Origin of the sequence: Halostagnicola sp. A56 (assembly GCF_000691505.1) — an archaeon.
In the GTDB taxonomy this organism is placed as follows: Archaea; Halobacteriota; Halobacteria; order Halobacteriales; family Natrialbaceae; genus Halostagnicola.
Genome location: NZ_JMIP02000014.1, coordinates 135,893 through 160,984, shown reverse-complemented (window position 1 = coordinate 160,984; position 25,092 = coordinate 135,893). Strand labels below are relative to the sequence as shown.

Genomic DNA, 25,092 nt, shown 5'->3' with positions numbered 1-25,092 from the left:
CGTCTAACTCACCCGCCCGGCACGAGGGTTAGCCAGCCGACGCGGCGCGCCGCCACGGGATGAGGCTGGACGTTAGTGTTCCGGGCGTACATTTTGATATACATAGCAGTACCTCTGAATAGCAGAGAGAATTCACAGCAGCTCTAATCGATCGTAGAGCCTCGTTGTCCCGCACCGGGTCTCTATCTCGTCGTTTTGTGGCTGTGGGCACTGATCACGAGCGTGGTACGATGGCGGACAGGTTGAGATACGAGCAGACGAGCTTTATTTCGACAGACGGCGTCCTCTAAGGTGATCGAACGGATGAAGACCCAGTACTACGTTGCAACGAGCATCGACGGGTATCTCGCCGATGCCAATAATTCTCTCGACTGGCTTTTGCGATTCGGAGACGTCGAGGGCGTGAACGACGATTACTCCCGGTTCGTCGATCGAGTCGGTGCCATCGCCATGGGGTCGACGACGTACGAGTGGCTCCTCGAGCACGAGAACTTACTGGAGCATCCAGAAAACTGGCCGTACGAGACCCCAGCGTGGGTGTTCAGCACTCGAGAACTACCGTCGGTCGAGGGTGCGGACATCCGCTTCGTGCAAGGGGGTGTTGCGCCGGTCCACACGAATATGGTAAAGACCGCAGATGGCGAGAACGTCTGGCTCGTCGGCGGTGGTGAACTCGCGGGACAGTTCTACGATCACGGGCTACTCGACGAGATTCTGCTCAGCGTCGCTCCCGTCACGCTCGCTTCGGGTGTGCCGCTATTGCCGCGTCGGATTACCGAACCACCCCTGAAACTAGTCAACGTAGAGAAACGGGAGGACGTTTTTGCAGTTCTGACCTACGAGGTGCACGAGTCCACCGGGAAATAATCGATAGAACTTTTGTATGGGCTACGGAGTTCCTGCAAAATCACGATACCGACTCTCGAGCCACTGGAGTGCACGTGACCAATCAGCGAACAGCAGCAAGATGCTGCGACTCGTCTGATTCAAACCCAGATAGATATTTCTCCTCACGCGATTGTTCGGAGAAATATGCGTTGGCTGGGATTTGAACTACTCCTGAGAACCTGCTCGCAAGCTCGCAGAACCTCAGTATAATTCAAATCCAGTGACTACCGTCGCTCACGAGTTTGTTCGCGACAGAAGTGCGTTGGCTGGGATTTGAACCACGCCGAGACGATCACCTCGCTTCGCTCGGTGCTGCGACTCGTCTGATTCAAACCCAGATAGATATTTCTCCTCACGCGATTGTTCGGAGAAATATGCGTTGGCTGGGATTTGAACCCAGGTTGTGACCATGGCAAGGTCACGTGATACCACTACACTACCAACGCCCTGCTACACTTCTGAATACATCGGGTGGGATGTATAAGGGTTGCGAATCGACTCGCTCTCGAGAGACAATCACACGACGGCGTCGATCTTCCGGCCTCGAGCGCCAGCCCGCTGGAAACCGCCGAATCGGCCGAAAAACGGCGCTCGACCGAACGCGTTGGATGTGGTAACTATGCGTGTGGCTGATACGCACGAATTCGAGACTGTCAGAGGGTCACAGCCGGAAACGATTCCGCTACCCTTTTAAGATCCCATCAGGAAATATCGCTACAGTCTAGTGACGAGGCGCCGAAGCGTCACGGTATGACCACACGCGTACTCGTGCCGTCGTCGATCGCTCGAGAAGCCGAGGACAAACGCGAGGCGACTCGCAAACTCGGATACGTCGCTCGCGCGGCGACGATCTTTCGGGCGGATCGCCTGATCGTCTTCCCGGACCGGGAGGGCGAAACGGGGAAATTAGACGGCGGGTTCGTACGCACCGTACTGCGGTACGCCACGACGCCTCCGCATCTCCGAAAGGAGATCTGGGGCAAACGGGACGAACTGGAGTACGTGGGCGTCTTACCGCCGCTCCGCGCACCGTCACAGACCGGCTCCGAATCCGACGATTCGGGGTCGAAAAGATACGGAATCGTGACCGAGGTCGGACCTGATCAACGCGTCCGGGTCAATTGCGGACTGCAACACCCGATCTCTCTGAACGTGCCGTCGGAGATGGCACTCGAGCAGGGAGAGCGCGTGACAGTCAGGATCTCTTCGCGACGACCGGTCCGTGCGAAAATCGTCGGCAAGCCCACACAGGGGTTGTCGATCGAGCAAACGGACCTTTCGGCGGCTCTCAGCCGTGAGGATGCCGGCGTTCGAATCGCAGCTTCCCGGTTCGGTGAAGCGCTCACCGTGGGGAAACTCGAGACGCTGGCCGGACGAATCGAGCGGGACGGTCTCACCGTCGCGTTCGGCGCGCCCGAGAGAGGGCTGCCGGCAATCCTCGGCATCGACGCCGACACCGTGCGAACGGATGGTGTCGCGCGACTCGATGCCGCGGACGACGCAGACGTCGAACCCAACGGCGATCCGGGGTTCGACCTCTGGCTCAATACGGTTCCGAACCAGGGAAGCGACGTCGTGCGAACGGAAGAAGCGCTGTTCGCCACGCTCGCTTCCCTCACATTGAGAGCGTGATAGAATGCCACAACCAAACGCACCACGCAAAGGCTCACTCGGGTTCGGTCCACGACAGCGTGCGACCAGCGAGGTCCCACGATTCAACTCGTGGCCGGACGACGATGGACAGCCAACGCTCCAGGGCTTCGCGGGCTACAAGGCCGGCATGACCCACGTGGTAATGGTCGACGACGCCGCTAACTCGACGACCGAGGGAATGGAGACGACCGTTCCCGTCACCATCGTGGAGACGCCGCCGATGCGCGCCGTCGCTCTGCGTGCGTACGAAGACACACCGTATGGTATCAAGCCGATAACCGAGGTCTGGACCGACGAGTTCGACGACGATCTCGATCGCGTTCTGGACCTTCCCGGAGATGACTACGACGTCGAGGCTGCCGAAGCCGACGTGCGCGACCTGTTCGAGCAGGGCCGCGTCGACGACGTTCGCGTCATCACCCACACAGTACCCGGTTCCGTGCAGTCGGTCCCGAAGAAGAAGCCGGACGTCATGGAGACGCGCGTCGGCGGCGGTTCCGTCGAGGAACGTCTCGAGTTCGCACTCGAACTGGTCGCCGACGGCGGCGAGCACGTCCTGAACGACGTCTTCCGTGCCGGCGAGTACGTCGACGCAAGCGGCGTCACGAAAGGGAAAGGGACGCAGGTCCTGTCAAACGCTGGGGCGTCCAGAAGCGAAAGGGCAAACACGCCCGGCAGGGATGGCGTCGCCGCATCGGTAACCTCGGTCCGTGGAACCCGAGCCGCGTTCGCTCGACGGTTCCACAGCAGGGACAGACGGGCTACCACCAGCGAACCGAACTGAACAAGCGCCTCGTCGACATCGGCGACGGCGCAGACGCGACGGTCGACGGCGGCTTCGTCAACTACGGCGAAGTCGACGGACCACACGCGCTGATCAAGGGCTCGCTCCCCGGGCCGAACAAGCGTCTCGTACGCTTCCGCCCGGCGATCCGACCCGGAGACCAGCCGCGCCTCGATCCCGAGGTTCGGTACGTCTCCACCGCATCAAACCAGGGATAACCCATGCAGGCAACAGTACGCGACCTGGACGGTGCAGACGCAGGGGAAATCGAGCTCCCGGCGGTCTTCGATACGCAGTTCCGCCCGGACCTGATCGCCCGTGCCGTCCGCACGTCACAGGCCAACCGAAAACAGGACTACGGCGCCGACGAGTTCGCGGGCATGCGCACGCCCGCCGAATCGTTCGGTAGTGGCCGCGGCATGGCCCACGTTCCGCGAGAGAACGGACGCGCTCGACGCGTTCCACAGGCTGTCTCGGGACGAAAGGCACACCCGCCGAAAGCCGAAAAAGACCAGACTGAATCGATCAACACGAAAGAGAAGAAACTGGCCGTCCGCAGCGCGATCGCTGCGACGACCGACGCCGAACTCGTGGCCGAGCGCGGCCACCAGTTCGACGACGACGCCGAACTCCCGCTGGTCGTCAGCGACGAGTTCGAGGACCTCGTCAAGACGAAGGAGATCGTCTCCTTCCTCGAGGAAGTCGGCATCGACGCCGACATCGAGCGCGCCGACGAGGGTCGAAACGTCCGATCCGGACGCGGGACGACCCGTGGCCGCAAGTACGACACGCCGAAATCGATCCTCTTCGTCACCTCGAGCGAGACCGGTCCGTCGCGGGCCGCTCGCAACCTCGCTGGTGCCGACGTCGCAACCGCCGCCGAAGTCAACGCGGAGGACCTCGCGCCGGGCACCCAGCCAGGCCGACTGACGGTCTGGACCGAAAGCGCACTCGAGGAGGTGGCAGACCGATGAAATCGATCATCGACTACCCGCTCGTCACCGAGAAGGCGATGAACGACATGGACTTCGAGAACAAGCTCCAGTTCGTCGTCAACGTCGACGCCACCAAACCGGAGATCGAAGACGTCGTCGAGGAGCGCTTCGACGTCGGCGTCACCGACGTCAACACGCAGATAACGATGAACGGAACCAAGAAAGCAATCGTCAAACTCTCCGAGGACGACGACGCACAGGAAGTCGCCTCGCGAATCGGGGTGTTCTGAGAATGGGACGACGAATTCTCGGACAACGACGCGGACGCGGGACGCCGACGTTCCGCGCTCCCTCACACCGGTACAAGGCAAAGCTCGAGCACAAAAAGCCCGAGGACAGCGACGTCGTTCGTGGGACGGTCGTCGACGTCGAACACGATCCAGCCCGCTCCGCGCCGGTCGTCGCTGTCGAGTTCGAAGACGGCGATCAGCGACTCATCCTCGCGCCGGAGGGCGTGACGGTCGGCGACGAGATTCAGGTCGGCATCTCCGCGGAGATCAAGCCCGGGAACACGCTCCCGCTGGCGGAGATCCCCGAGGGAGTCCCGATCTGTAACGTCGAGGCCAATCAGGCGACGGCGGCAAGTTCGCCCGCTCCTCTGGGGTCAACGCAGACCTGATCACGCACGACCGCGACGCGGCGGTCGTACAGCTTCCAAGCGGCGAGGTCAAGCGCCTCGACCCGCAGTGTCGTGCGACCATCGGCGTCGTCGCCGGTGGCGGTCGAACGGAGAAGCCGTTCGTCAAGGCAGGGAACAAATACCACAAGATGAAAGCGCGAGGCACCAAGTGGCCTCGCGTCCGCGGTGTTGCGATGAACGCGATCGACCACCCCTTCGGTGGCGGTGGCCGCCAGCACCCCGGCAAGCCCAAGTCCGTCTCGCGGGACGCACCGCCGGGACGGAAGGTGGGCGACATTTCCTCGCGCCGAACCGGCCGAGGTGGTGACAAATGAGTTCTGACTACCGAACCGGCCGTGAAGGTGAGTTCACCTACCGCGGCCACACGCTCGAGGAACTGCAGGAGATGGACCTCGATGATGTCGTGGAACTGCTACCCGCTCGCAAGCGGCGAAGTATCGAACGCGGCCTTTCGGTCGAGCAGGAGAAACTGCTCGAGAAGGCCCGCGGGAAAGACGAGGAGACGACAGCGAACGCGCCGATCCGTACGCACCTCCGGAACATGCCGATCCTCCCGGAGTTCGTCGGGCTCACGTTTGCCGTGTACAACGGCCAGTCCTTCGAGCGCGTGCGAGTCGAACCCGAGATGATCGGTCACTATCTCGGCGAGTTCCAGTTGACCCGGACGTCCGTCGAACACGGACAGGCCGGCATCGGTGCGACTCGCTCGTCGAAGTTCGTCCCACTGAAGTGATCAACGCATGGGAATCAACTACTCAGTCGACGCCGACCCGGATTCCACCGCGAAGGCGATGCTCCGGGAGCGTCACATGAGCCACAAGCACAGTAAAGAGGTCGCACGCGAACTCAAGGGTCGAACCGTTGGGGACGCACAGGCGTACCTGCAGGATGTCATCGACGAGAACCAGTCGGTCCCGTTCCGTTCGCACAACAGCGGCGTCGGACACCGATCGGACATCGACGGCTGGGACGCTGGCCGCTACCCGGAGAAGGTAAGCGAAGAATTCCTCGACCTCTTAGAGAACGTCACCGCGAACGCGGAACACCAGGGGTTCGACGGGGAAGCGATGGAGATCGTCCACGTCGCCGCCCACAAGGTCGGCGAATCCGTCGGCCGGAAGCCGCGAGCGATGGGACGGGCCTCGTCGTGGAACACGCCGCAAGTCGACGTCGAAATCGTCGTCGAATCGGCAGACGCCGCCGACGAGGGAGGTGAGAACTAAATGGCAGACGAACACCAATTCATCGAAAACGGCCTACAGCGATCGCAGATCGACGAGTTCTTCGAAGAAGAACTTGGTCGTGCGGGCTACGGTGGCATGGACGTCGCCAAGACGCCGATGGGAACCCAGATCGTTCTCAAAGCGGAGAAACCTGGGATGGTCATCGGCAAAGGCGGCGAGAACATTCGGAAGGTGACGACGGCCCTCGAGGACCGATTCAACCTCGAGGATCCGCAGATCGACGTTCAGGAGGTCGAAGAACCCGATCTGAACGCCCGAATCGTCGCCGACCGACTCTCGAACGCACTCGAGCGCGGCTGGTACTTCCGCAAGGCCGGTCACACGACGATCGACCGGATCATGGAAGCCGGTGCGCTCGGTGCCGAGATCGTCCTCTCTGGAAAGGTGACGGGCGCACGCTCGCGCGTCGAGAAGTTCAACCGCGGCTACATCAAACACAACGGCGAACCCGCCGAAGAGGTCGTCGACCACGGCCAAGGCGTCGCGGTCATGAAACTCGGCACCATTGGCGTTGATGTCAAGATCATCCCGCCGGGAGCCGAACTCCCCGACGACTTCCAGATCCACGACGATATGGATCCCGAAGAGGTCGTTCCCGATGCCGTCGAAGCGAACGAAGGCGTCGAAGAACTGCTCGAGGGAGAGCCCGAGGCAGACGAGGCTGCGGAAGCTGACGAGGACGAGGATGCTGCGCCAGAAGCCGACGCGGACGAGTCTGACCTCGACGAGGAAGTCGTCGAGGAGGTCATCGAAGAAGAAGTCGAATCCGAGGAGACCGACGCAGAGGCCGGCGATTCCGCCGAGGATGTCGAGGAAGACCTCGACGAACTCGAGGAAGATGTCGAAGCCGAAGCCGAGGAGCTCTTAGACGAGATGGAAGCGGCGGATGACGAGGACGCCGAGGAGGGTGATTCCTGATGGCGATCCTCCACGTCGCAGAGGTTCGTGACATGACGGCCGCAGAACGAGCGGCGGAACTCGAGGAACTCGAGACCGAGTTGCTCAACCAGAAGTCCGTCCTCGCGGCCGGCGGTGCGCCGGAGAATCCGGGTCGCATCGGCGAACTGAGCCGCACCATCGCGCGGATCAAGACGGTCCAGCAGGAAGAAGGCGACTTCGAGGACGATGCGTCTTCGAGCGGTAGCGATGAAGCCGCGGCCGACACAGACGAATAACGAAAGAACGATGGCACTCACACCAGAGACACTCCCACGACACGAACTCAACGGACTTCCGGTCCGCGTCGTCGAGAGCGACGACGAGGGACGGGAGGGCCTCGAGGGCCGCGTCGTCGTCGAGACGATGAAGACGCTCTCGATCGAGGTCTGCGTTCCGCCTGAGGCGGAACGCTGGCGAGACTGTTCGACAGTCGAGCGTGAGGACGGAGCGTCTCGAGTGGTGATGGTGCCGAAATCGGGCACGGTGTTCGAGTTCGCGATCACAGATGAAGCCGCCGGGGACGAGAAGTCCTCGGGGACTGCGTCCAAACTGGCCGACACTCAACCCTCGTCTTCCGACGAGGACCGAGCTGACGGATCTACCGTTAGCTGTCGTCGCGCCGCCCCCTCGCGGGACGGCCGCAACGACGCTGGCGAGGGCGTAGCCTACGTTACGGTCGATGGATCGCGGCTGCTCTCACGACCTGCCCGACGAACAGAAACGTCAGGTGATTCACCATGGCAATAGGACTAGACGTAACAACGCCTCCGGAACCAGAAAACCCGGAGGAGTACGACTACGAGAAGTGTCCGTTCTACGGCGAGCTTTCCGTTCGAGGACAGATCCTCGAGGGAACGGTCGTCTCGACGGACATGGACAAGTCCGTAGTCGTCGAGCGAGAGTACGACGTGACGGTTCCGAAGTACGACCGTCAGATGAAACGTCGCTCGCGCATTCCGGCACACGTGCCGGGCGTGCTCGAGCCGCTCTCGGTCGGTGACACGGTCAAGATCGCAGAGACCCGACCACTGTCGAAGACGAAATCGCACGTGGTCGTCGAAGTAACCGAAGAAGCGACCGCCGAGGACCTCGCCGAGTTGACCCGTCAGAGCGAACCGGAACGGGAACTCTCGGCCGAGGACGTCGCCACGGACGCGGACGAAGACGAAACCGACGGTGATCAGTGATGGAGGCGATGAAAGCCGACGTCACCCAGGGACTCAAGAAGGGGTCGCTGGTCACGTGTGCCGACAACACCGGCGCGCGGGAACTCAAGATCATCAGCGTTTCGGGCTACCACGCACCAAGAGCCGCCAGCCGAAGGCGGGAATCGGTGACAAAGTGACCGTCTCGGTCACGAAGGGTACCCCCGAGATGCGCCGACAGGTCCTCGAGGCCGTCGTCGTTCGCCAGCGGAAGTCGATCCGCCGGCCCGACGGCACGCGACTGAAGTTCGAGGACAACGCGGCGGTCATCATCGACGAGAACGAAGAGCCCCGCGGCACGGAAATCAAGGGCCCGATCGCCCGCGAAGTCGCAGAGCGCTTCGGAGCAATCGCCAGCACGGCAACGATGATCGTATAGACAATGAGCAAACAACCACACAAACAACGAAACGAAACTGCGCGTGCCCCGCTTCACCAGCGACAGAAGCAGCTTCACGCCACCCTTTCGGACGATCTTCGCGACGAGTACGACACGCGTCGAACCCGCGTCAACGCGGGCGACACGGTCGAAGTCATGCGCGGCGATCACGCCGGAGAGGAGGGTGAAGTGCTGCGTGTCGACCTCACCGAGCAGGTGATCCACGTCGAGGACGTGACGATCGAGACGGCAGACGGCGAGGAAGTGCCGCGGCCGCTCGAGTCCTCGAACGTTCGCATCACCGAACTCGATCTCGAGGACGACCGACGCGAGGCGCGCCTGGAAGGTGAGACTGCATGAGCAACCATCAGAAACGACTCTCGGTACCGAAATCCTGGCCCGTCGAGCGCAAGACCGAGACGTTCACCGTCAAGGCCGGCGCCGGCCCGCACGGTGAAGCGGGCGTTCCGCTGGTCGTTCTCCTGCGGGACGTTCTCGGCTACGTCGACTCGAAGAAAGAAGCGCGCTACGCGCTCTCGGAGGACTCGATCCTCGTCAACGGCGACGCGATCAACGACGAACAGCGCCCGATCGGCATGTTCGACATCGTCGCGTTCCCGGACCTCGAGGAGTACTATCGAATCTTCCCCGATGAGGGCGGTCGACTCGCGCTGACCCCGATCGACGCCGACGCGGCCGATAGCCGCCTCGGCAAGATCGAAAACAAACAACAGGTCACGGGTGGGAACACCCAGTTGACGCTGCACGACGGAACGAACGTTATTGTCGACGACGAGTACAGCGCGAAAGACTCGCTTGTCATCGACAACGACGACAAATCGGTCGTCGCGCACTTCCCGTACGAAGAGGGCGAACTCGTGACGGCCGTTCGCGGCAACCACGCCGGCAAGATCGGTACGATCGAGAACATCGAAGTCACGAAAGGAAGCGGATCCAACATCGTGACTGTCGAGACCGACGACGAACTGTTCGAGACCGTCGAGGAGTACGTCTTCGTCATCGACGAGAAGTTTACGGGCGACGACGCGTCGTCGAGTGACGCGAGCGGTGCAACCGCGAGCGCGGGTGATGACGAATGAGCGAAGCGAGCGACGCCGAGTTCCACGAGATGCGCCAACCGCGCGTCGAAAAGGTCGTCGTCCACATGGGCGTCGGCCGCGGTGGCCGCGACCTGGGGAAAGCCGAAGACATCATCGAGGAAGTCACCGGCCAGCAAAGCGTTCGAACGCAGGCCAAACGGACCGAACCCGAGTTCGGAATCCGCGAGGGAGAGCCGATCGGTACCAAAGTCACGCTCCGTGACGACGACGCGAACGAATTCCTCGAGACGGCCCTGGCTCTTGCCGACCTCTCGGCGAACCAGTTCGACGACACGGGGAACTTCAGTTTCGGTGTCGAGGAACACACCGACTTCCCGAGTCAGGAGTACGACCCGAGTATCGGGATCTACGGGCTTGACGTGACCGTCAACCTGGTCCGACCGGGATACCGCGTCTCGAAACGCGACAAAGCGACCCAACAGATTCCATCGCGACATCGACTGACACCCGAGGACGCGATCGCGTACCTCGAGGGCAGTTTCGACGTCGACGTGGAGGAGTCCACAGATGAGTGAAAGTGAAAACGATCGAACGGGCGAACACGCCGAAAAGCGCACGGGCCAGATCGAGGCCTGCCAGCGCTGCGGTCGAAAGCAGGGACTCGTCGGCAAGTACGACATCAACCTGTGCCGGCAGTGCTTCCGCGAAATCGCCCGCGACATGGGATTCAAGAAGTACAGATGACAGGGAATAATCCGCTCAGCAACGCGCTTTCGGGGCTCGACAACGCGGAGGACGTCGGGCACCTGAGCCACGAGGTACAGCCCGCCTCGAACGAAATCGGCAGCGTGCTCGAGGTCTTTTACGACCGCGGGTACATCGACGGATTCGATCTCGTCGACGACGGAAAAGCCGGTACGTTCGAAGTCGAACTGAAAGGAGCGATCAACGAATGTGGGCCCGTCAAACCCCGCTATGCCGTCGGTGCCGATGAATTCGAGAAATGGGAGAAACGGTTCCTCCCGGCTCGAGACTTCGGGACGCTCGTCGTCACGACGAGCAGTGGCATCATGAGCCACTACGAGGCACGCGAGAAGGGGATTGGAGGGCAGGTGATCGCATACGTCTACTAACAATGCGAGTTGAACTGGAAATTCCCGACGAAGTAACCGCCGAGGTCGACCATCTCGACGTGACCGTCGAAGGTCCGGAAGGCACCATCACGCGGCGCCTTTGGTATCCCGACGTAACCGTCGAGGTCGAAGACGACACCGTGGTCATCGAAAGTGACAACGAGGACGCGAAAACGAACGCGACCGTTGGCACCTTCGAGAGCCACATCCAGAACGCCTTCCACGGCGTGACCGCGGGCTGGGAGTACAAGATGGAAGTCTTCTACTCTCACTTCCCGATGCAGGTCCGCGCCGAAGGCAGCGAGGTCGTCATCGAGAACTTCCTTGGCGAGAAGGCAGAGCGACGAACGACTATCCACGGTGACACCGACGTCTCCGTCGACGGTGAGCAACTCACCCTCGTCGGTCCCAACAAAGAGGACGTCGGACAGACCGCGGCTGACATCGAACAGCTGACGAAGGTCAAAGGAAAGGACACCCGCGTCTTCCAGGACGGGGTCTACATCACCGAAAAGCCGGCAGCCGGAGGTGCCTGATAGATGGCAGACGACGAACACGCAGACGACACTGACGAACAGGCTCCCTCGGACGCAGGCGACGAGCCAGAAGAACTCGAGAGCATCAGCGGTGTCGGTGCGAGCAAGGCCGACGCGCTTCGCGATGCCGAATACGAATCCGTCACGGACGTCAAAGAGGCGTCCCAGGACGACCTCGCCGAGATCGACGGTATCGGCAACGCGCTCGCCGCGCGTATCAAGGCCGACGTCGGCGACCTCGAGGTTTCCGAGGAGACCGAAGCCGAGATCGAAGACGAAGACGCCGAGGAGGACATCGACGAAGACGTCGAGACGGAACTGCAACCGCGCGGTCTCGTCGAGAAGACGCCGGAGCTCTCGGAAAACGAACAGCGGTTGCTGAACCAGCGCAGCGCTGAAGGCAAACCGCAGTTCAACCGGCAGGACTACCACATGAAAAAGCGGACGCCCGAATCCTGGCGACGCCCGCGCGGTCAGCTCTCGAAGCAGCGCAAAGGCGTCAAAGGAAAGGGGCCGAAGGTTCAGGCCGGCTACCGAACGCCGAAAGCCGCTCGAGGCAAGCATCCGAGTGGCTTCGAAGAGGTCTACGTCGAGAACACGGACGACCTCGAGGGTGTCGACGGCGATACTCAGGCGGTTCGGATCGCCTCCTCGGTCGGCGCTCGCAAACGCGAGCGGATCGAGGAACTCGCCGAAGACGATGGCGTTCGCGTGTTGAACCCGACCTACGTGGAAGTCGAAGTGGAGGACGAACAATGACCGATCTTTCCGCACAGAAACGACTGGCATCCGACGTCCTCGACGTCGGCAAGAACCGTGTCTGGCTCGATCCCGACGCCCAGTCCGACATCGCCGAGGCGATCACGCGTGACGAAATCCGCGACCTCGTCGATCAGGGCGTTATCCAGGCCGAGGAGGCCAGCGGGAACTCCCGCGGACAGGCCCGTGAGCGCAACGCGAAACGCGCGTACGGCCACCAGAACGGCCCGGGCAAGCGCCGCGGCAAGAAGGGCGCACGCCAGAACGAGAAAGACGAGTGGACCAAACAGATTCGCGCACAGCGCCGAAAGCTCCGTGAACTCCGCGATAAAGGCGAACTAACGCCGACGCAGTACCGTCAGCTCTACAAGAAAGCGGGCGGTGGCGAGTTCCGAAGCGTTCGGTACCTGTTGAACTACATCGACGACAACTACGGTGACCAATAATGGCGACAGGACCACGATACAAAGTACCGATGCGTCGTCGCCGTGAGGTCCGGACGGATTACCACCAGAGGTTGCGCCTGCTGAAATCGGGCAAGCCCCGCCTCGTTGCTCGCAAGAGCAACAAGCACACTACGGCGCAGCTGATCTCCCCCGGACCCCAGGGCGACGAAACGATCGCGAGCGCACACTCGAGCGACTTAGCCGAGTACGGCTGGGAAGCACCGACGGGAAACATTCCGGCGGCGTACCTGACCGGCCTGCTGGCCGGCAAACGCGCAGTCGAATCCGATCTCGAGGAGGCGGTCCTCGATATCGGTCTGAACACGGCGACGCCCGGCAACAAGGCCTTTGCCGTACAGGAGGGTGCGATCGACGCCGGTCTCGAGATTCCCCACAACGATAGCGTCCTCGCGGACTGGGAGCGAACTCGCGGCGAACACATCGCTGAGTACGCTGAGAGCCTCGACGAACCGCTCTACAGCGGCGAGTTCGATGCGACCGAACTACCCGAACATTTCGATGACGTACGAGAGGCGATCCTAGAATGAGTGGAAACGACTACGACGACGGCTGGCAGCCGGTCACCCGTCTCGGCCGGAAGGTCCAGGAGGGCGACATCGACACGATGGACGACGCCCTCAACACGGGGCTTCCCCTGAAGGAACCCGAAATCGTCGACCAGCTCCTCCCCGGACTGGACGACGAGGTTCTCGACATCAACATGGTCCAGCGCATGACCGACTCCGGACGGCGGGTAAAGTTCCGCTGTGTCTGTGTCGTCGGCAACCGCGACGGATTCATCGGGTACGCCGAGGGACGAGACGATCAGGTCGGCTCCGCCATCCAGAAGGCGATCGGTATCGCAAAGCTCAACATGATCAAGGTCCCGCGCGGTTCGGGATCCTGGGAGGACCGGTCCGACGGCCACACTCGCTGACCCACCAGACGACCGGCAAAGCCGGCTCCGTCGAGGTCGAACTCATCCCCGCGCCGGAAGGCCTGGGACTGGCGGCGAGTGACACGGTCAACGCCGTCCTCGAGCTCGCGGGCATCGAAAACGCCTGGACGAAAAGCCACGGTAACACCCGAACGACGGTCAACCTCGCGAAGGCGACCTACAACGCGCTCGAGAACGCCTCGCAAGCGCGCCAGCCCGAGGTGATCGACGGATGAAAGCCGTCGTACAGCTTCGCGGCGAGGTAAATCGGGAGACCGAAGTCGACGACACGCTCTCGATGCTCAACATCCACAACGTCAACCACGCGACGTTGATCCCGGATACCGACGCGTACCGGGGAATGGTGACGAAGGTAAACGACTTCGTTGCCCACGGCGAACCGGACCAGAACGTCCTCGAAACGCTGCTCGCGAACCGAGCGGAACCGCTCGAGGGCCGTCAGTCCGATGTCGACGAGGAGTGGCTCGAGGAGAACACGGAGTACAGCGACTTTAGCGAACTGGCCGAATCGCTGCTGGCCGAAGAGACGACGCTTCGCGAGGAAGGTCTCTCGCCGACGCTTCGATTGCACCCGCCGCGGGGCGGTCACGACGGCCTCAAACACGCCGCCGCAGAGGGTGGCCAACTCGGAAAACATACAACCCAGGAGATTAACGACCTCCTAGAATCGATGCGATAACCATGACGAGTAAAAAACGACGCCAACGCGGTTCGCGAACGCACAGTGGCGGCTCCCACAAGAATCGTCGGGGAGCCGGCCACCGCGGCGGACGCGGTCGCGCCGGGCGCTCAAAACACGAGTTTCACAACTACGAACCGAAGCACAAACACGGCTTCAAACGACCGCAGGGTATTCGCGACGATGTCGTCGAAATCGACGTCCAGAAGCTCGACGAAGACGTCGCACTCTACGTCGCGGACGACCTCGCCGACGAATCCGGTGACGGCTACGAAATCGATGCCCGTGATGTCGTCGAAGACGGTCACGAGGCAGACGTCGTAAAAGTCTTGGGCACCGGTCAGGTCCGGAACACGCTCACGATCACGGCCGATGCCTTTACCGATGCCGCTCGAGAAAAACTCGAGGACGCGGGCGGAGAGCCGGTTCTCTCCGAGCGCGCGCAAGCGGCTGCGGACGCTGAAGCCGACGCCGACGAATCAGACGAGGAATAACATATGGGATGGAAGGAAGCCGCCGAACCGGTTTTGACGCGGATGCCGACAGTGCGTCGTCCGGAGGGACACGTTCCCTTCAAGCGCAAGCTCGCGTGGACGGCGGGCATCCTCGTGTTGTATTTCTTCTTGACGAACATCGACTTGCTCGGCGCTGCGAGCGGACAGGATATCTACGGTCAGTTCCGCTCGGTCATCGCCGGTGCGCAGGGCTCGCTGCTCCAGGTCGGTATCGGCCCGATCGTCACGGCCAGCATCGTCATGCAGTTGCTCGGCGGTGCGAATCTGCTCGGTCTGGACACGGACGACCCCCGGGATCAGGTCCTCTACCAGGGACTGCAGAAGGTACTCGTCGTCGCGATGACCGCGCTGACGGCGCTCCCGATGGTGTTCGCCGGCGGCATCCTCCCAGCCCAGCAGTCGCTGCAACTCGGCGGCTTCGCGTTCTCAGCGACGGAGATCAAACTGCTGATGTTCGCCCAGGTCTTCGCCGGCGGGATCCTCGTCCTCTACATGGACGAGGTCGTCAGCAAGTGGGGGATCGGAAGCGGTATCGGGCTGTTCATCATCGCCGGCGTCAGCCAGCGGCTGGTCGCCGGATTCATCCAGCCCCAGGCCGGCGGGTTCTTCTTCGACTGGTATCGCATCATTACCGGCGAGATCGCCGTCGGTTCGGTCTTCAGTAGCGACGGGCTGAGCACGATCCTGCTCAATCAGGGACAGCTCCTCGCACTATTTACGACGATTCTGATCTTCGCAATCGTCGTCTACGCCGAGTCGGTGCGCGTCGAAATCCCGTTGAGTCACTCTCGAGTGAAAGGCGCTCGCGGCCGCTTCCCGGTGAAGCTCATCTACGCGAGCGTCCTGCCGATGATCCTCGTTCGCGCGCTGCAGGCGAACATCCAGTTCATCGGCCAGATCGTCCAAACGCAGGTTGGGATGCCGAGCGTACTCGGCGTCTACAGTGGATCAACCCCCGTTTCCGGGTTCTTCTACTACGTGTCGCCAATTTACTCGCCCCAGGACTGGATGTGGTGGACCGCGCAGGTCGACCAGGCATGGTGGATGGTCATGATCCGGGTCAGCGTCGACCTCTCGTTCATGGTCATCGGCGGGGCGATCTTCGCGGTCTTCTGGGTCGAGACGACCGACATGGGCCCGGACGCGACGGCCCAACAGATCCAGAACTCGGGGATGCAGATTCCGGGCTTCCGACAGAACGTCGGCGTCATCGAGAAGGTCATGGAGCGGTACATCCCGCAAGTGACTGTCATCGGCGGTGCGCTCGTCGGGCTGCTCGCCGTCTGGGCGAACATGCTCGGCACCATCGGCGGGGTCGACGGGACCGGCCTCCTGCTGGCCGTCTCCATTACGTACAAACTGTACGAGGAGATCGCAGAAGAGCAGATGATGGAGATGCACCCGATGATGCGCCAGATGTTCGGCGGCGGCGAATAACCGCCACCTCGATCGGACGACGCTTTTTCTTGTCTCTCGATTTCTCGACGCGGCCCAACGATCCGAGAGCGCGACGTTACTCGTCCTCGAGCGCGTGCCAGGACAGTCGCGGGTTCCGAGCGGCACTCGTCTGGTCGATCCGACGCGCAGTCGTTCGTTCGGGCGCGGCCTCGAGGACCTCGTCTCCGTCTTCGGCGACGGCATTGAACGCGGCCGCGAGCTGGTCGAGCGTCTCTTTGCTTTCGATTTCGGTCGGTTCGGTCATGAGCGCCTCGGAGACGATTTCGGGCCACTTGGTCGTCGGCGGGTGGACGCCGTAGTCGAGCATTCGCTTTGCGACGTCGGCAGCGTCTTGCTCGCCGGCGCTGGCGACGAACTCGTGGTGGAACGGACCGTAGGGCACGTCGTACTCGATCTGGCTTGCGAGATAGTTCGCGTTGAGGACGGCCTTCGCGCTCGAGTCGGCGAGGCCGCCGTCTCCGAGTCTGGCGATGTACGCGAACGCCTTCACGAGGACGAGCCAGTTGCCCTGATAGCCATGGACGTGGCCGATCGAGTGCTCGGGAGAAAACAGTTCGTAACCGCCGTCTGCCTCGCGAACTCGTGGTTCGGGGAGGAAGGGAGCGAGTTCGGAGACGACGCCGACCGGTCCGGCACCCGGCCCGCCGCCGCCGTGTGGCGTCGCGAAGGTCTTGTGGACGTTATAGTGCATCACGTCGAAGCCCATATCGCCGGGGCGGGCCCGACCGAGCAGCGCGTTCAGGTTCGCGCCGTCGTAGTACAGCAGACCGCCGGCGTCGTGGACCATTTCGGCGATGCGTTCGATATCGCGTTCGAACAGCCCCAATGTGTTCGGGTTTGTCAACATCAGCGCCGCCGTGTCCTCCGACAGTGCGGCCTCGAGCGCCTCGAGGTCGACCCGTCCGTCCTCGTCGTTCGGCAGGGAGACCACGTCGTAGCCGCCGAGCGCGGCGGTCGCGAAGTTCGTTCCGTGGGCGCTCTCGGGGATCATCACTTCGCTGCGGTCGCCCTCGCCGTTGTGCTCGTGGTAGGCCGCGGCGACGCGGATACCGACGAACTCGCCGGCGGCCCCCGCGGGCGGCTGAAGGGTCACGGCGTCCATGCCCCCGATGCGACCGAGCAAATCTTGCAATCGGGCGAGCACCTCGAGGGTTCCCTGAATCGAATCGGCCGAGCGGGCCGGATGGACGAGCGCGCTCGGGAGAGCCGCGACGTCTTCGGTGAATTTCGGATTGTACTTCATCGTACAGGAGCCAAGCGGGTACGGACCGCTGTCGATCCCGTAGATCATCTGGGAGAGGCGCGTGTAGTGGCGAACGAGTTCCGGTTCGGACGGGTCGGGGAGTTCGAGGTCGTCCCTGGTCAGGTCCTCGGGCAGCGGGGAGTCGTCGATCTCGACGCACGTTCGATCTTTCTCGACGAGCAAGGGCTCGTAGACGCCGTTTCGAACGTATCGGGCCTGGTCGTACCGCGAGCGGCCGCTCGGGTCGGCGCGTCCGAGCGGTTCCCCGGCGCTGTCGTCGCCCATCAGAGCACCCCCTCGAGGGCGTCGACGAACGCCTCGAGTTCGACATCCCTGACGCCGGCGACGCAAATCTGTAGTTCGTGTTCGCCGACGACGTGGACCGCGAAGCCGTCTCGCTCGAGGTCGTCGGCGATCGCTTTCGCCGGTTGGTCGACGTGGGCGACGAACTCGCGGAAGTGGCGCCGGTCGTGGACGGGCGCTTTGGCGCCGACGAGGGCGTCGACCCTCTCGGCGAGCGATTCGGCTCGAGTGACGCTGCGTTTCGCGAGTTCGATCATCCCGTCGGGTCCGAGTGCCGCCGCGTGGATCGCCGTCCGGAGCGCGACCCACGCCTGATTCGTACAGATGTTGCTGGTCGCGCGCTCGCGACGAATGTGCTGTTCTCGCGTCTGGAGCGTGAGCGTGAAGGCGCGTCTCCCCGTCGCGTCTTCGCTCGCACCGACGAGCCGACCCGGAACCTGCCGAAGGTACGACTCGCGGGTCGCGAACAGTCCGAGTCCCATTCCGTAACTCGCGGGCAGTCCGAGCACGCTCGCGTCGCCGACAACGACGTCCGCGCCGATGTCGGCCGGTTTCTGGAGCAACGAGAGCGCGATCGGGTCGGTTCCGAGGACGAACAGCGCGTCCGCGTCGGCGGCGACCGCCCCGATTTTGCGGAGCCGTTCTTCGATCGTTCCCCGAATCGTCGGATTCTCCGCGTAGACCATGACGGTCTCCTCGTCGAGCGTCCGCTCGAGCGCCTCGAGGTCGACGGTTCCGTCCGCACACGCGTAGGTTTCGACGGTGAGATCGGTGCCAGCAACGTAGTTCTCGAGGGTGCTCCGTCGGCCCTCGCTCAGGAGTTCGGGAACGAATACGCGATGGCCCGAGGCCGTTCGCACTCGCTTTGCGAGCGTGGCCGCTTCCCCGAGCGCACTCGCGGCGTCGTACATCGAGCAGTTCGCGACCTCGAGACCCGTCAGTTCGACGAGCAGCGACTGGTACTCGAACAGCGCCTGCAAGAACCCCTGTGAACTCTCGGGCTGGTACTGCGTGTAGGAGGTCAGAAACTCCGAGCGATCCGCCAGGTGGTCGACGACCGACGGGACGTAGTAGCCGTAGTGGCCCCGTCCCAGCAGTTCCGTCAGGTCGTCGTTACGCTCGAGTATCGACCGGACCAGTCGGCGCGTCTCCCGTTCCGTTCGGGCGTCAATTCCGTACTCGCCGTCGTACCGGACCGCCTCGGGAACGTCGAAGAGCGCTTCGACCGTGTCGGCCTCGACCGCGTCGAGCATCGCCTCGAGGGTTTCGCCGGTGTGGGGTGCGTACGGACTCCCCGATGCCTGTAATCCGTTCATGGGTGAGAAAGGTCACCGAGGCACAAAAACCGTGTTCCGCTTTCGGCTCCCGTCTCGTCGAACGGAGACGTGCGTGAACGGAGAGCGGATGTGGAGTCATAGCAGACTCGTTCAAATCGAAGCGAACTGGCCGCAAAACCCATCTGCAGGATCTTCCTCGACGCCGCCCGGCCCGAACAGGGGGGTTCAGTTGTTCCCTCGAGCCGTCGGTTTAGTCGACCTCGCTGACTACCGACGACGCGGTCGCCGGGCTTACTCGAGGTACCAGTCGATTACTCGACGTACTCGTACTCCCGTTCGCCCATCCGACCCCAGCCGCCGAAGACGAACTCGCCGGCGGGATCGGTCATCGGCTCGATATCGACGTCCATATCGTGGTTGTGTGCGTCATGGATCTCCTCGTAATCGTCCCAGGTCAACTCGTATCGATCCGCGAGTTGCTCGTCGAGATTGAGCGCTTCGATTTCCGCTTTCCACCCGTTCTGGACGACTTCCGTGTGGATTTCGGCCTGCGCACCGCTGCCGTAGGAGCCGACCGCGAGCGTCTCTCCGGTGATGTCTTCGCCCTGCTCTGCGGCGTATTTGAGCGCGCTGATCCGGGCGACGTGGACCGAGCCCGTATACCAGTTGCCGACCTCTCGAGCGACCGTCAGCGTCGGGTCGATCGTTTCGGCGTACCACTCCTGGTAGCGGTCGGTCTCTTTGAGGCCGTCCATGTACTCCCGGAGCGCATCGCGGAACTCCTCGTCGGTTTCGAACGCCTCGGAGCGCGGTTGCCGGCCGATTTCCTCGGCGAGTTCGTCTTCGACGGCCGTATCGCGGATGATGTGACGGTAGGCCAACATCGCGGCCTTGCGAACCATGCCGGGGAACGGCGTGTGAAACGGCACGAACCGAACGTCGTCGAGGTGGAGTTCGCCCGCGACGCTCTGGTAATCGACCAGCGCTTCGCGCATACGAGCGAGGTACACCTGCACCGAGCGCTTACCGTCGACGCTCGGGAACTGCTGGTTGGGCTTGAGAAAGTCCGTCTCGTCGGCCGAGCCGTACCCCTGCTCGGTCGAGAGCGTAACGAGATCCGGGTCTTCGGTGATATAGAGTGCCACCGCGCCCGCCCCCTGGGTCGCCTCGCCGGGGTCGTCTCGAGCGTACAGCGCCGTGTCGGTCGCGATCACGAGCGCCCCGCGGCCGCGATTGCGACCCGCGCGGATCCAGTTGTACGCGTCGTCGAGACTCTGGGTGCCCGCGATGCAGGCGAACTTCCGCTCGCCTTTGTTCGCGTGGTGGAAGTCGCCCTCGAAGACCGACTCGAGACAGCCGGCGATGTACGTCGAGACCGGCTTGGAGTTGTCGAAGGCGCTCTCGGTCGCGACGTCGATCCGACCGATGTCGTCGGGCTCGAGTCCCTTTCGTTCCATCAGTCGGTGAGCCGCGTTGGCACCCATCGTGACGATGTCCTCGTAGCTGTCGGGGAACGAACTGGCGTTCAGTCCGAGCCCTTTGGTGTATTTCTCGGGGTCTTCGCCCTTCTCGGGTGCGAACACGCCGGGTAAATCGAGTTTGAGGTTACCGGTCCAGATTTCGACGGCGTCGATACCGACTGCGGTCATACGTCGATACTGTGTGTCGTGATACATGGTATTGTCGTTTACTGTTTCGACGACCGTCGATTCGACTTCGTTCGCTACCGCGAGTCAGACGACGGGCTCGATTCCTCCTCATGACGGCCCTGTCCGGCGGATTCGGTCCGGAACGTGCGGACAAACGGTCCGGCAAGCAAGGCGACGATCGCGAGGAGACAACCGACAGTGACGACCGCGCCCAGTTGCCCGAGGCCGCGCGTACTGACGGTCGCGGCCGACGATCCGACCACGACCGCCGCGACCGTCCACGGGAGTTCGCCGAGCACCGTTCCGACGACGAACTGGGGATATGAGACGCCGCTTCCGGCGGCGGCGCAGGTCGCGACGTCCGACGGAAGCGGCGCGAGCCTCGAGGCGACCACCCCGCGAATCGGCCCCGCCGTTCGATAGTATCGACCGATTGCGCTTCCGGCTCGATCGAGAGTCTCGCCGAACGGCAACGTCTCCAACGACTCCGTCGTCGGGTCGGAGACGGCCCACCGTACCGCGAAGAAAACCGGCGTCACGGTGACGACGACGCCGACGAGTGCGATCGGCACTCCGAACGTCACGCCGAGGCCGTAGCCGACCACGAACGAAAGCGGCGTCGTCGGCCAGGCGAACAGCGGCCGAACGAGATACAGCCCCGCGAGTACGAGGGTGAACCGGACCGGATCGCCGGCGATCGACTCGAGAACGGCGCTCGCTCCGCCCGGCGAGATCAACGCTCCCGCCGTAGCGATCGCGCTCACGAGGAGCGCGCCTGCGATCGCACGCCGCGGGAGCCGCGTCATCGACCGACGTTTTGGCTCGATTACCGAAGGTTTTGTGTCTCGCGACCCGGGACACAACGCTTATTCGCCTTCGCAGGCCAGCACTCATCGATGGACGACCGCGTCGAACGGGGACTGGCCATACTCGAGCGACTCGAACACGAGTCGCTATCGCTCGCCGACGCCGTCGACCGGCTCGAGATCGTGACCGCCGATCCGACGGTGACCAGAACGATCCTCGACGAGGCGGAATTGCGAGGGATCATCGAACGCGACGACGGCATCATCCGCCCGAAGAGTCGCCAGTACGTCAGTTTCGGCGAAGACGTGATCACGAAAGAGGGCGATTTCGAATGTCAGCGCTGTGGGTCCGGGCTCTCGACGGGTCACTTCCTCGACCTCGAGGCCGGGGAGATCGGTCCCTTCGGTTCTTCGTGTATCCGAAAAGTAACTGGACGCGAGTAAGTGAGCGAAGCGCGAGCCCCGAATCGGTAGCCGCTATCGTCCCTGTCGGAGTTCCGTGATGAGCTGTTCGATGGTCTGTTGTTGTTTCTCGAGCATCGCCGTCTGCCTCGCGACCGTCTCCTCGAGTTCGTCGAGTCGCTCGAGCAGTTCCGGATCGGTGCCCGCCGTCGCGGCCGTAAAGCCGCTCTCGCCGAACGAGGGGGACGCCGCCGAATCGGTGCCCTCAGTCGCGTCTGCTTCCAGATCGTCCGACAGGTCGGCGGTTTCGTCCGTTTCGGAGCCCGACGACCGATCGGCGGTCTCGAGGTGCTGGTCCGAGGCTCCGTCTCGGGACGAACCCGCCGCGAGCGGGTCGACCTGCCGTGAGTTCTCGTCGGGAGCGGTTTCGACGGCCGACCGCTGGTTCGATCTGGCGTCCACCTCGGTGGTCGCCTCGGCACTCGAGGCCGTGTTCGAACCGACGCGCGTGTCTGGATTCGAACCGTCACTCGACACGGCGTTCGAATCGGCGTCCGACACCGCGTTCGAACCGGCGCTCGAGGTCTGGTTCGCGTTCGACGCGTCGGACGACCCGTCTGCAGATTGGTGGTCCAACTCCTCGGGCGTCGGCGGGTTCGCATCGAGCGGGTCGACACCTTCGCCAAAGGCCGTCGCAGGGTCCTCGCTCGGTTCTGGTTCCGTCTCGTGACCGACGGCGTCGTTTAGCTGAACCAGCGAATCGACGCGTGATAGGCAAACAGCGCTCGCTCGAGGCGCTCTCGGAGGTCAGCCGCCTCGTCGTTCGGCGCTTTGATCCGCTTCGGTCGTCCCTCGACTTCGAGAACGATCTGGGTGGCGACGCTGCCGTCCTCGAACGAGAGGTTGGTCACGTCGTCGAAGTGATACTGCTCGAAGTCCTCGTCCCACACGGCCTCGCCGATGTGTTTGACGAGTCGGTCGCTGGTGACGATCAGCGTGAGTTCGCTGAACCGGTAGGCCTGGATCACTTCCTCACCCGCGTCTGAGATGCCGTTGCCGTTCAACACGCCAGCGACGAGCGGCGTGAGCACGTCGTCCGTCGACCCCGACGGAACCGTGAACTCTCGAGTGCCGTCGAGGGCGTACTCGAGCGTGAATCGCGTCTTTCGTCGCCCGTCTGAAATCGTCAATCGGTCGGCGTCGTGGGGGAACTCCTCGACCGATTCGTCGCTCAGCAATCCGTCAGCACGATAGATAATCGAGTCCGTCGGCGTGATGAAGAGCTCGTCGTCCCCGCCGAGCGAGACGCGCGTGACGATCTCTTCGGTACCGAGAGTAGACTGTACAATGCCGGGAACGCTCATATGTCCGCTGTTCGCAATGACCTGTGATAAATCCGTGGGTAGGTCGGGTCTACTATGCGGGCCGAACGCACGCACGACGCGAATGAGAAGGTTAAAGAAAGGGACCGCACTACGAGAGAACGAGCCCGGGTGGCTTAGCTGGACATAGCGCCGCACTCATAGGGTTCAGAGATTCGGTGCGGTTTCGCCTTGGAAGCCTCCGTGTCCCTCGAGGACTCTGCCGAGCCTCGGACCTGGGACATGCGGAGATCGAGGGTTCGGAGCCCTCCCCGGGCACTCATCAGATTCTTTACATGCCCACGTAAAAACACCCCGTTCAGCGGGTGTTTGTGGGACTTCCGTTACTTCCGATACTACTAAGAGTATATCACATGCCGCGATATCGACGGCTAACGGGGGTGTTTCTGCGTGAGCTCCCAGACGAAGATCTGCGCAAAACGCGGTGGGGAGAACGCCGCCTCCGAAGTCGTCCAGGCGATCCCCGAGATCGAGCACGTCGGCGACGACGTCGACGTCCATATCGATGCGCGAGCGCTAGCGGCGATCGAGGCCGACGACCTGCTCCAGATGGCAGACTCGCTCTCGGCCATCGAGAGTGGCACCGATCTCGAGATCAAGTCGGTGATGGTCGTCTACGGCGAGAGTCAGACCCGCGGACGGTACTACCTCCGGAAGGGACAGCACGAGTACCTGCTCGAGCAGGATGCGGTCTACCTCTTCGCCGTCTGCGAGCCCAATCCCAGCCGGTCGATCATCGCGATGAAGCTGGTGCCGGCGGCGGAGGTCGACGAGCTGGTGTCGTCCTGGATCGAAGCCGACAATCGGCCCGACTACGCTCAAATCGCGTGGAGTCGGATCTTCGATCCCGAGGAGATCGAACGAGGTGGTCGGCGATGAGCGCCCAGAGCGACGATCCATCGGAGCCGGCCTGCGGAGCACTCGGCTGCCACGAGCGCGCCGATGTCGTCATCCGACACCCCACGTACGGGAAACGAACAGTCTGTGACAACTGCACTGGCGGCTATCCGGTGATCCGCCATGTCTGAAACGGACACCGCATCGGACGCGATGGCGATCTCCCAGCGAGCACTCGGTCACTGTCTCGAGATCGACGACGAGCTCGCCACCATCGATAGCGAGTTCGATTCCATCGACCAGCGCCTCGAGGACCTGGAGCGTGATCTCGATGAGTGACGGTCCAGACGTTAGCGCTTCGGACGCCCTCGAGGTCGCACAGCGAGCGATGCACCGATGCACCGACCTCGAGGACGATGTCGAGGACCTCACCCAGGAGAAACGCGACCTGAAGGACCGACTTACCGCACTGGAGCTCCGATACCAGGAGTTCGACGAGGATCAATCGTACGACGATCTCGGTCGCGATGGTCGTGTCGGTCGCGTTCGCGAGCACGCCTTCGAGCGAGCCGTCGACGGCCACGGTCGGGCCTCCCTCGATTACAACGACATCATGTGGAGTGTGTTCGACGGCGAGCCCAGTGCGGACTACTGCTACAAGCTGATGCGACTCGCCGCGAGCGCCCCGGGATTCGAGTACAAGAACCCCTCCGGGAAAGGCAAGCAACTGACCGTCGACGCAGCGGAGGCTCGAACTGGCGCTTCGTTTTCGTCCGCGAAGAAAACGGATTCGGAGGGGCTGGTCTAAGAATGACTTCCTTCCAACGAGGAATCCCACCTCCGTTTCACCCAGTGTAAATGTAGTTGTAGTGTAGTGTGTAAACAACTGTCGACTACCGTGAGGTCTACCGAATCCGACGC

Annotated in this window: 31 protein-coding genes, 2 tRNA genes and 5 pseudogenes; 32 read left to right on the top strand and 6 right to left on the bottom strand. The window is 62.7% G+C overall.

Annotated elements, in window-relative coordinates; translation table 11 throughout:
- Positions 1-303 precede the first annotated feature (303 nt).
- Positions 304-867 (top strand): dihydrofolate reductase family protein, encoded by a 564-nt coding sequence (locus tag EL22_RS02635; protein WP_050050486.1) that lies wholly within the window; start codon positions 304-306, stop codon positions 865-867.
- 396 nt (positions 868-1,263) lie between these two features.
- Here the strand turns inward: EL22_RS02635 and EL22_RS02630 are convergent.
- A tRNA-Gly gene (locus EL22_RS02630) sits at positions 1,264-1,334 on the bottom strand.
- 304 nt (positions 1,335-1,638) lie between these two features.
- On the opposite strand from EL22_RS02630, the gene EL22_RS02625 reads away from it, so the two are divergent.
- The 25 genes and pseudogenes from EL22_RS02625 (at position 1,639) to secY (ending at position 16,251) form a co-directional block, all read left to right on the top strand.
- Complete coding sequence (locus tag EL22_RS02625; RefSeq protein ID WP_050050030.1) at positions 1,639-2,520, top strand: putative RNA uridine N3 methyltransferase; 882 nt, start codon at positions 1,639-1,641, stop codon at positions 2,518-2,520.
- A gap of 4 nt (positions 2,521-2,524) precedes the next feature.
- A pseudogene (locus EL22_RS02620) lies at positions 2,525-3,543 on the top strand (50S ribosomal protein L3).
- Positions 3,544-3,546: 3 nt separating this feature from the next.
- A complete protein-coding gene (gene rpl4p, locus EL22_RS02615; RefSeq protein ID WP_050050028.1) occupies positions 3,547-4,299 on the top strand; it encodes a 50S ribosomal protein L4 in 753 nt (250 codons plus the stop codon).
- Entirely contained in the window at positions 4,296-4,550 is a 255-nt protein-coding gene (locus tag EL22_RS02610) for a 50S ribosomal protein L23 (RefSeq protein ID WP_050050027.1), read from the top strand. The genes rpl4p and EL22_RS02610 overlap by 4 nt, the downstream gene beginning before the upstream one ends.
- A gap of 2 nt (positions 4,551-4,552) precedes the next feature.
- Positions 4,553-5,274: pseudogene (locus tag EL22_RS02605) on the top strand (50S ribosomal protein L2).
- Entirely contained in the window at positions 5,271-5,693 is a 423-nt protein-coding gene (locus tag EL22_RS02600) for a 30S ribosomal protein S19 (RefSeq protein ID WP_050050026.1), read from the top strand. The pseudogene EL22_RS02605 and the gene EL22_RS02600 overlap by 4 nt, the downstream one beginning before the upstream one ends.
- Before the next feature lie 7 nt (positions 5,694-5,700).
- A complete protein-coding gene (locus tag EL22_RS02595) occupies positions 5,701-6,183 on the top strand; it encodes a 50S ribosomal protein L22 (RefSeq protein ID WP_050050025.1) in 483 nt (160 codons plus the stop codon).
- On the top strand, positions 6,184-7,122 hold the full coding sequence (locus tag EL22_RS02590; RefSeq protein WP_050050024.1) for a 30S ribosomal protein S3: 939 nt from the start codon (positions 6,184-6,186) through the stop codon (positions 7,120-7,122).
- Positions 7,122-7,379: a 50S ribosomal protein L29 gene (gene rpmC / locus EL22_RS02585; RefSeq protein ID WP_050050023.1), complete on the top strand. Its 258-nt coding sequence runs from the start codon at positions 7,122-7,124 to the stop codon at positions 7,377-7,379. The genes EL22_RS02590 and rpmC overlap by 1 nt, the downstream gene beginning before the upstream one ends.
- Positions 7,380-7,389: 10 nt before the next feature.
- A complete protein-coding gene (locus tag EL22_RS02580; protein ID WP_050050022.1) occupies positions 7,390-7,890 on the top strand; it encodes a ribonuclease P protein subunit in 501 nt (166 codons plus the stop codon).
- Complete coding sequence (locus EL22_RS02575; RefSeq protein WP_050050021.1) at positions 7,881-8,330, top strand: 30S ribosomal protein S17; 450 nt, start codon at positions 7,881-7,883, stop codon at positions 8,328-8,330. The genes EL22_RS02580 and EL22_RS02575 overlap by 10 nt, the downstream gene beginning before the upstream one ends.
- Positions 8,330-8,727, top strand: a pseudogene (locus EL22_RS02570) (50S ribosomal protein L14). Before EL22_RS02575 ends, EL22_RS02570 begins: the two are co-directional and overlap by 1 nt.
- 3 nt (positions 8,728-8,730) lie before the next feature.
- Positions 8,731-9,087, top strand: coding sequence for a 50S ribosomal protein L24 (gene rplX, locus EL22_RS02565; RefSeq protein ID WP_050050019.1), 357 nt, complete (start codon positions 8,731-8,733; stop codon positions 9,085-9,087).
- Positions 9,084-9,827, top strand: a complete 744-nt coding sequence (locus EL22_RS02560; RefSeq protein WP_050050018.1) for a 30S ribosomal protein S4e — start codon at positions 9,084-9,086, stop codon at positions 9,825-9,827. The genes rplX and EL22_RS02560 overlap by 4 nt, the downstream gene beginning before the upstream one ends.
- Positions 9,824-10,363: a 50S ribosomal protein L5 gene (locus EL22_RS02555; protein WP_050050017.1), complete on the top strand. Its 540-nt coding sequence runs from the start codon at positions 9,824-9,826 to the stop codon at positions 10,361-10,363. Before EL22_RS02560 ends, EL22_RS02555 begins: the two co-directional genes overlap by 4 nt.
- Positions 10,356-10,532 (top strand): 30S ribosomal protein S14, encoded by a 177-nt coding sequence (locus EL22_RS02550; protein WP_050050016.1) that lies wholly within the window; start codon positions 10,356-10,358, stop codon positions 10,530-10,532. Before EL22_RS02555 ends, EL22_RS02550 begins: the two co-directional genes overlap by 8 nt.
- Positions 10,529-10,921, top strand: a complete 393-nt coding sequence (locus EL22_RS02545; protein WP_049953238.1) for a 30S ribosomal protein S8 — start codon at positions 10,529-10,531, stop codon at positions 10,919-10,921. Before EL22_RS02550 ends, EL22_RS02545 begins: the two co-directional genes overlap by 4 nt.
- A 2-nt stretch (positions 10,922-10,923) precedes the next feature.
- Positions 10,924-11,457, top strand: coding sequence for a 50S ribosomal protein L6 (locus tag EL22_RS02540; RefSeq protein WP_050050015.1), 534 nt, complete (start codon positions 10,924-10,926; stop codon positions 11,455-11,457).
- Between the two features lie 3 nt (positions 11,458-11,460).
- Entirely contained in the window at positions 11,461-12,216 is a 756-nt protein-coding gene (locus tag EL22_RS02535) for a 50S ribosomal protein L32e (protein WP_050050014.1), read from the top strand.
- The gene (locus EL22_RS02530) at positions 12,213-12,662 is read left to right on the top strand and encodes a 50S ribosomal protein L19e (RefSeq protein ID WP_050050013.1); all 450 of its coding nucleotides are present in this window, start codon (positions 12,213-12,215) and stop codon (positions 12,660-12,662) included. The genes EL22_RS02535 and EL22_RS02530 overlap by 4 nt, the downstream gene beginning before the upstream one ends.
- On the top strand, positions 12,662-13,210 hold the full coding sequence (locus EL22_RS02525) for a 50S ribosomal protein L18 (RefSeq protein ID WP_050050012.1): 549 nt from the start codon (positions 12,662-12,664) through the stop codon (positions 13,208-13,210). Before EL22_RS02530 ends, EL22_RS02525 begins: the two co-directional genes overlap by 1 nt.
- A pseudogene (locus EL22_RS02520) lies at positions 13,207-13,835 on the top strand (30S ribosomal protein S5). The gene EL22_RS02525 and the pseudogene EL22_RS02520 overlap by 4 nt, the downstream one beginning before the upstream one ends.
- A complete protein-coding gene (locus EL22_RS02515; RefSeq protein ID WP_050050010.1) occupies positions 13,832-14,299 on the top strand; it encodes a 50S ribosomal protein L30 in 468 nt (155 codons plus the stop codon). Before EL22_RS02520 ends, EL22_RS02515 begins: the two are co-directional and overlap by 4 nt.
- Positions 14,300-14,301: 2 nt before the next feature.
- Positions 14,302-14,793 carry an uL15m family ribosomal protein gene (locus EL22_RS02510; protein WP_050050009.1) on the top strand — a complete coding sequence of 164 codons (492 nt, stop codon included), beginning with the start codon at positions 14,302-14,304 and terminating at the stop codon, positions 14,791-14,793.
- 3 nt (positions 14,794-14,796) lie between these two features.
- Positions 14,797-16,251, top strand: coding sequence for a preprotein translocase subunit SecY (secY, locus tag EL22_RS02505; RefSeq protein WP_050050008.1), 1,455 nt, complete (start codon positions 14,797-14,799; stop codon positions 16,249-16,251).
- A 76-nt stretch (positions 16,252-16,327) separates the two neighbouring features.
- Here secY and gcvPB read toward each other — a convergent pair whose 3' ends face one another.
- The 4 genes from gcvPB to EL22_RS02485 all read right to left on the bottom strand — a co-directional run bounded on the left by gcvPB (position 16,328) and on the right by EL22_RS02485 (position 21,550).
- Positions 16,328-17,800, bottom strand: a complete 1,473-nt coding sequence (gene gcvPB, locus EL22_RS02500) for an aminomethyl-transferring glycine dehydrogenase subunit GcvPB (protein WP_050050007.1) — start codon at positions 17,798-17,800, stop codon at positions 16,328-16,330.
- Positions 17,800-19,134 (bottom strand): aminomethyl-transferring glycine dehydrogenase subunit GcvPA, encoded by a 1,335-nt coding sequence (gene gcvPA / locus EL22_RS02495; protein ID WP_050050006.1) that lies wholly within the window; start codon positions 19,132-19,134, stop codon positions 17,800-17,802. Before gcvPA ends, gcvPB begins: the two co-directional genes overlap by 1 nt.
- A gap of 272 nt (positions 19,135-19,406) precedes the next feature.
- On the bottom strand, positions 19,407-20,744 hold the full coding sequence (gene hmgB / locus EL22_RS02490) for a hydroxymethylglutaryl-CoA synthase (RefSeq protein ID WP_050050485.1): 1,338 nt from the start codon (positions 20,742-20,744) through the stop codon (positions 19,407-19,409).
- 74 nt (positions 20,745-20,818) lie between these two features.
- Positions 20,819-21,550 (bottom strand): TVP38/TMEM64 family protein, encoded by a 732-nt coding sequence (locus EL22_RS02485; RefSeq protein ID WP_050050005.1) that lies wholly within the window; start codon positions 21,548-21,550, stop codon positions 20,819-20,821.
- A gap of 90 nt (positions 21,551-21,640) precedes the next feature.
- Between EL22_RS02485 and EL22_RS02480 the strand changes: the two genes are divergently transcribed.
- The gene (locus tag EL22_RS02480; RefSeq protein WP_050050004.1) at positions 21,641-21,994 is read left to right on the top strand and encodes a DUF5830 family protein; all 354 of its coding nucleotides are present in this window, start codon (positions 21,641-21,643) and stop codon (positions 21,992-21,994) included.
- 33 nt (positions 21,995-22,027) lie between these two features.
- Here EL22_RS02480 and EL22_RS02475 read toward each other — a convergent pair.
- Positions 22,028-23,316: pseudogene (locus EL22_RS02475) on the bottom strand (hypothetical protein).
- Between the two features lie 123 nt (positions 23,317-23,439).
- On the opposite strand from EL22_RS02475, the gene EL22_RS16990 reads away from it, so the two are divergent.
- The 5 genes from EL22_RS16990 to EL22_RS02465 all read left to right on the top strand — a co-directional run bounded on the left by EL22_RS16990 (position 23,440) and on the right by EL22_RS02465 (position 24,979).
- Positions 23,440-23,592 (top strand) — tRNA-Met (locus tag EL22_RS16990).
- 132 nt (positions 23,593-23,724) lie between these two features.
- A complete protein-coding gene (locus tag EL22_RS02470; RefSeq protein ID WP_082146641.1) occupies positions 23,725-24,213 on the top strand; it encodes a hypothetical protein in 489 nt (162 codons plus the stop codon).
- Positions 24,210-24,362 (top strand): hypothetical protein, encoded by a 153-nt coding sequence (locus tag EL22_RS17830; RefSeq protein WP_197075827.1) that lies wholly within the window; start codon positions 24,210-24,212, stop codon positions 24,360-24,362. The genes EL22_RS02470 and EL22_RS17830 overlap by 4 nt, the downstream gene beginning before the upstream one ends.
- Positions 24,355-24,510, top strand: a complete 156-nt coding sequence (locus EL22_RS16985; protein WP_156184030.1) for a hypothetical protein — start codon at positions 24,355-24,357, stop codon at positions 24,508-24,510. The genes EL22_RS17830 and EL22_RS16985 overlap by 8 nt, the downstream gene beginning before the upstream one ends.
- Positions 24,503-24,979, top strand: coding sequence for a hypothetical protein (locus EL22_RS02465; RefSeq protein ID WP_050050003.1), 477 nt, complete (start codon positions 24,503-24,505; stop codon positions 24,977-24,979). Before EL22_RS16985 ends, EL22_RS02465 begins: the two co-directional genes overlap by 8 nt.
- Positions 24,980-25,092: the final 113 nt, after the last annotated feature.

Excerpts from the sequence above, each read along its gene's own strand:
- EL22_RS02540 (WP_050050015.1), top strand. The coding sequence starts at position 10,924 with ATGCGAGTTGAACTGGAAATTCCCGACGAAGTAACCGCCGAGGTCGAC.
- EL22_RS02555 (WP_050050017.1), top strand. The coding sequence starts at position 9,824 with ATGAGCGAAGCGAGCGACGCCGAGTTCCACGAGATGCGCCAACCGCGC.
- EL22_RS02595 (WP_050050025.1), top strand. The coding sequence starts at position 5,701 with ATGGGAATCAACTACTCAGTCGACGCCGACCCGGATTCCACCGCGAAG.
- rplX (WP_050050019.1), top strand. The coding sequence starts at position 8,731 with ATGAGCAAACAACCACACAAACAACGAAACGAAACTGCGCGTGCCCCG.
- rpmC (WP_050050023.1), top strand. The coding sequence starts at position 7,122 with ATGGCGATCCTCCACGTCGCAGAGGTTCGTGACATGACGGCCGCAGAA.
- EL22_RS02545 (WP_049953238.1), top strand. The coding sequence starts at position 10,529 with ATGACAGGGAATAATCCGCTCAGCAACGCGCTTTCGGGGCTCGACAAC.
- EL22_RS02590 (WP_050050024.1), top strand. The coding sequence starts at position 6,184 with ATGGCAGACGAACACCAATTCATCGAAAACGGCCTACAGCGATCGCAG.
- EL22_RS02625 (WP_050050030.1), top strand. The coding sequence starts at position 1,639 with ATGACCACACGCGTACTCGTGCCGTCGTCGATCGCTCGAGAAGCCGAG.
- EL22_RS02535 (WP_050050014.1), top strand. The coding sequence starts at position 11,461 with ATGGCAGACGACGAACACGCAGACGACACTGACGAACAGGCTCCCTCG.
- EL22_RS02530 (WP_050050013.1), top strand. The coding sequence starts at position 12,213 with ATGACCGATCTTTCCGCACAGAAACGACTGGCATCCGACGTCCTCGAC.
- EL22_RS02485 (WP_050050005.1), bottom strand. The coding sequence starts at position 21,550 with ATGACGCGGCTCCCGCGGCGTGCGATCGCAGGCGCGCTCCTCGTGAGC.
- rpl4p (WP_050050028.1), top strand. The coding sequence starts at position 3,547 with ATGCAGGCAACAGTACGCGACCTGGACGGTGCAGACGCAGGGGAAATC.
- EL22_RS17830 (WP_197075827.1), top strand. The coding sequence starts at position 24,210 with ATGAGCGCCCAGAGCGACGATCCATCGGAGCCGGCCTGCGGAGCACTC.
- gcvPB (WP_050050007.1), bottom strand. The coding sequence starts at position 17,800 with ATGGGCGACGACAGCGCCGGGGAACCGCTCGGACGCGCCGACCCGAGC.
- EL22_RS02575 (WP_050050021.1), top strand. The coding sequence starts at position 7,881 with ATGGCAATAGGACTAGACGTAACAACGCCTCCGGAACCAGAAAACCCG.
- EL22_RS02635 (WP_050050486.1), top strand. The coding sequence starts at position 304 with ATGAAGACCCAGTACTACGTTGCAACGAGCATCGACGGGTATCTCGCC.
- EL22_RS02525 (WP_050050012.1), top strand. The coding sequence starts at position 12,662 with ATGGCGACAGGACCACGATACAAAGTACCGATGCGTCGTCGCCGTGAG.
- hmgB (WP_050050485.1), bottom strand. The coding sequence starts at position 20,744 with ATGACCGCAGTCGGTATCGACGCCGTCGAAATCTGGACCGGTAACCTC.
- EL22_RS02600 (WP_050050026.1), top strand. The coding sequence starts at position 5,271 with ATGAGTTCTGACTACCGAACCGGCCGTGAAGGTGAGTTCACCTACCGC.
- EL22_RS02480 (WP_050050004.1), top strand. The coding sequence starts at position 21,641 with ATGGACGACCGCGTCGAACGGGGACTGGCCATACTCGAGCGACTCGAA.
- secY (WP_050050008.1), top strand. The coding sequence starts at position 14,797 with ATGGGATGGAAGGAAGCCGCCGAACCGGTTTTGACGCGGATGCCGACA.
- gcvPA (WP_050050006.1), bottom strand. The coding sequence starts at position 19,134 with ATGAACGGATTACAGGCATCGGGGAGTCCGTACGCACCCCACACCGGC.
- EL22_RS02580 (WP_050050022.1), top strand. The coding sequence starts at position 7,390 with ATGGCACTCACACCAGAGACACTCCCACGACACGAACTCAACGGACTT.
- EL22_RS02560 (WP_050050018.1), top strand. The coding sequence starts at position 9,084 with ATGAGCAACCATCAGAAACGACTCTCGGTACCGAAATCCTGGCCCGTC.
- EL22_RS02515 (WP_050050010.1), top strand. The coding sequence starts at position 13,832 with ATGAAAGCCGTCGTACAGCTTCGCGGCGAGGTAAATCGGGAGACCGAA.
- EL22_RS16985 (WP_156184030.1), top strand. The coding sequence starts at position 24,355 with ATGTCTGAAACGGACACCGCATCGGACGCGATGGCGATCTCCCAGCGA.
- EL22_RS02465 (WP_050050003.1), top strand. The coding sequence starts at position 24,503 with ATGAGTGACGGTCCAGACGTTAGCGCTTCGGACGCCCTCGAGGTCGCA.
- EL22_RS02610 (WP_050050027.1), top strand. The coding sequence starts at position 4,296 with ATGAAATCGATCATCGACTACCCGCTCGTCACCGAGAAGGCGATGAAC.
- EL22_RS02510 (WP_050050009.1), top strand. The coding sequence starts at position 14,302 with ATGACGAGTAAAAAACGACGCCAACGCGGTTCGCGAACGCACAGTGGC.
- EL22_RS02550 (WP_050050016.1), top strand. The coding sequence starts at position 10,356 with ATGAGTGAAAGTGAAAACGATCGAACGGGCGAACACGCCGAAAAGCGC.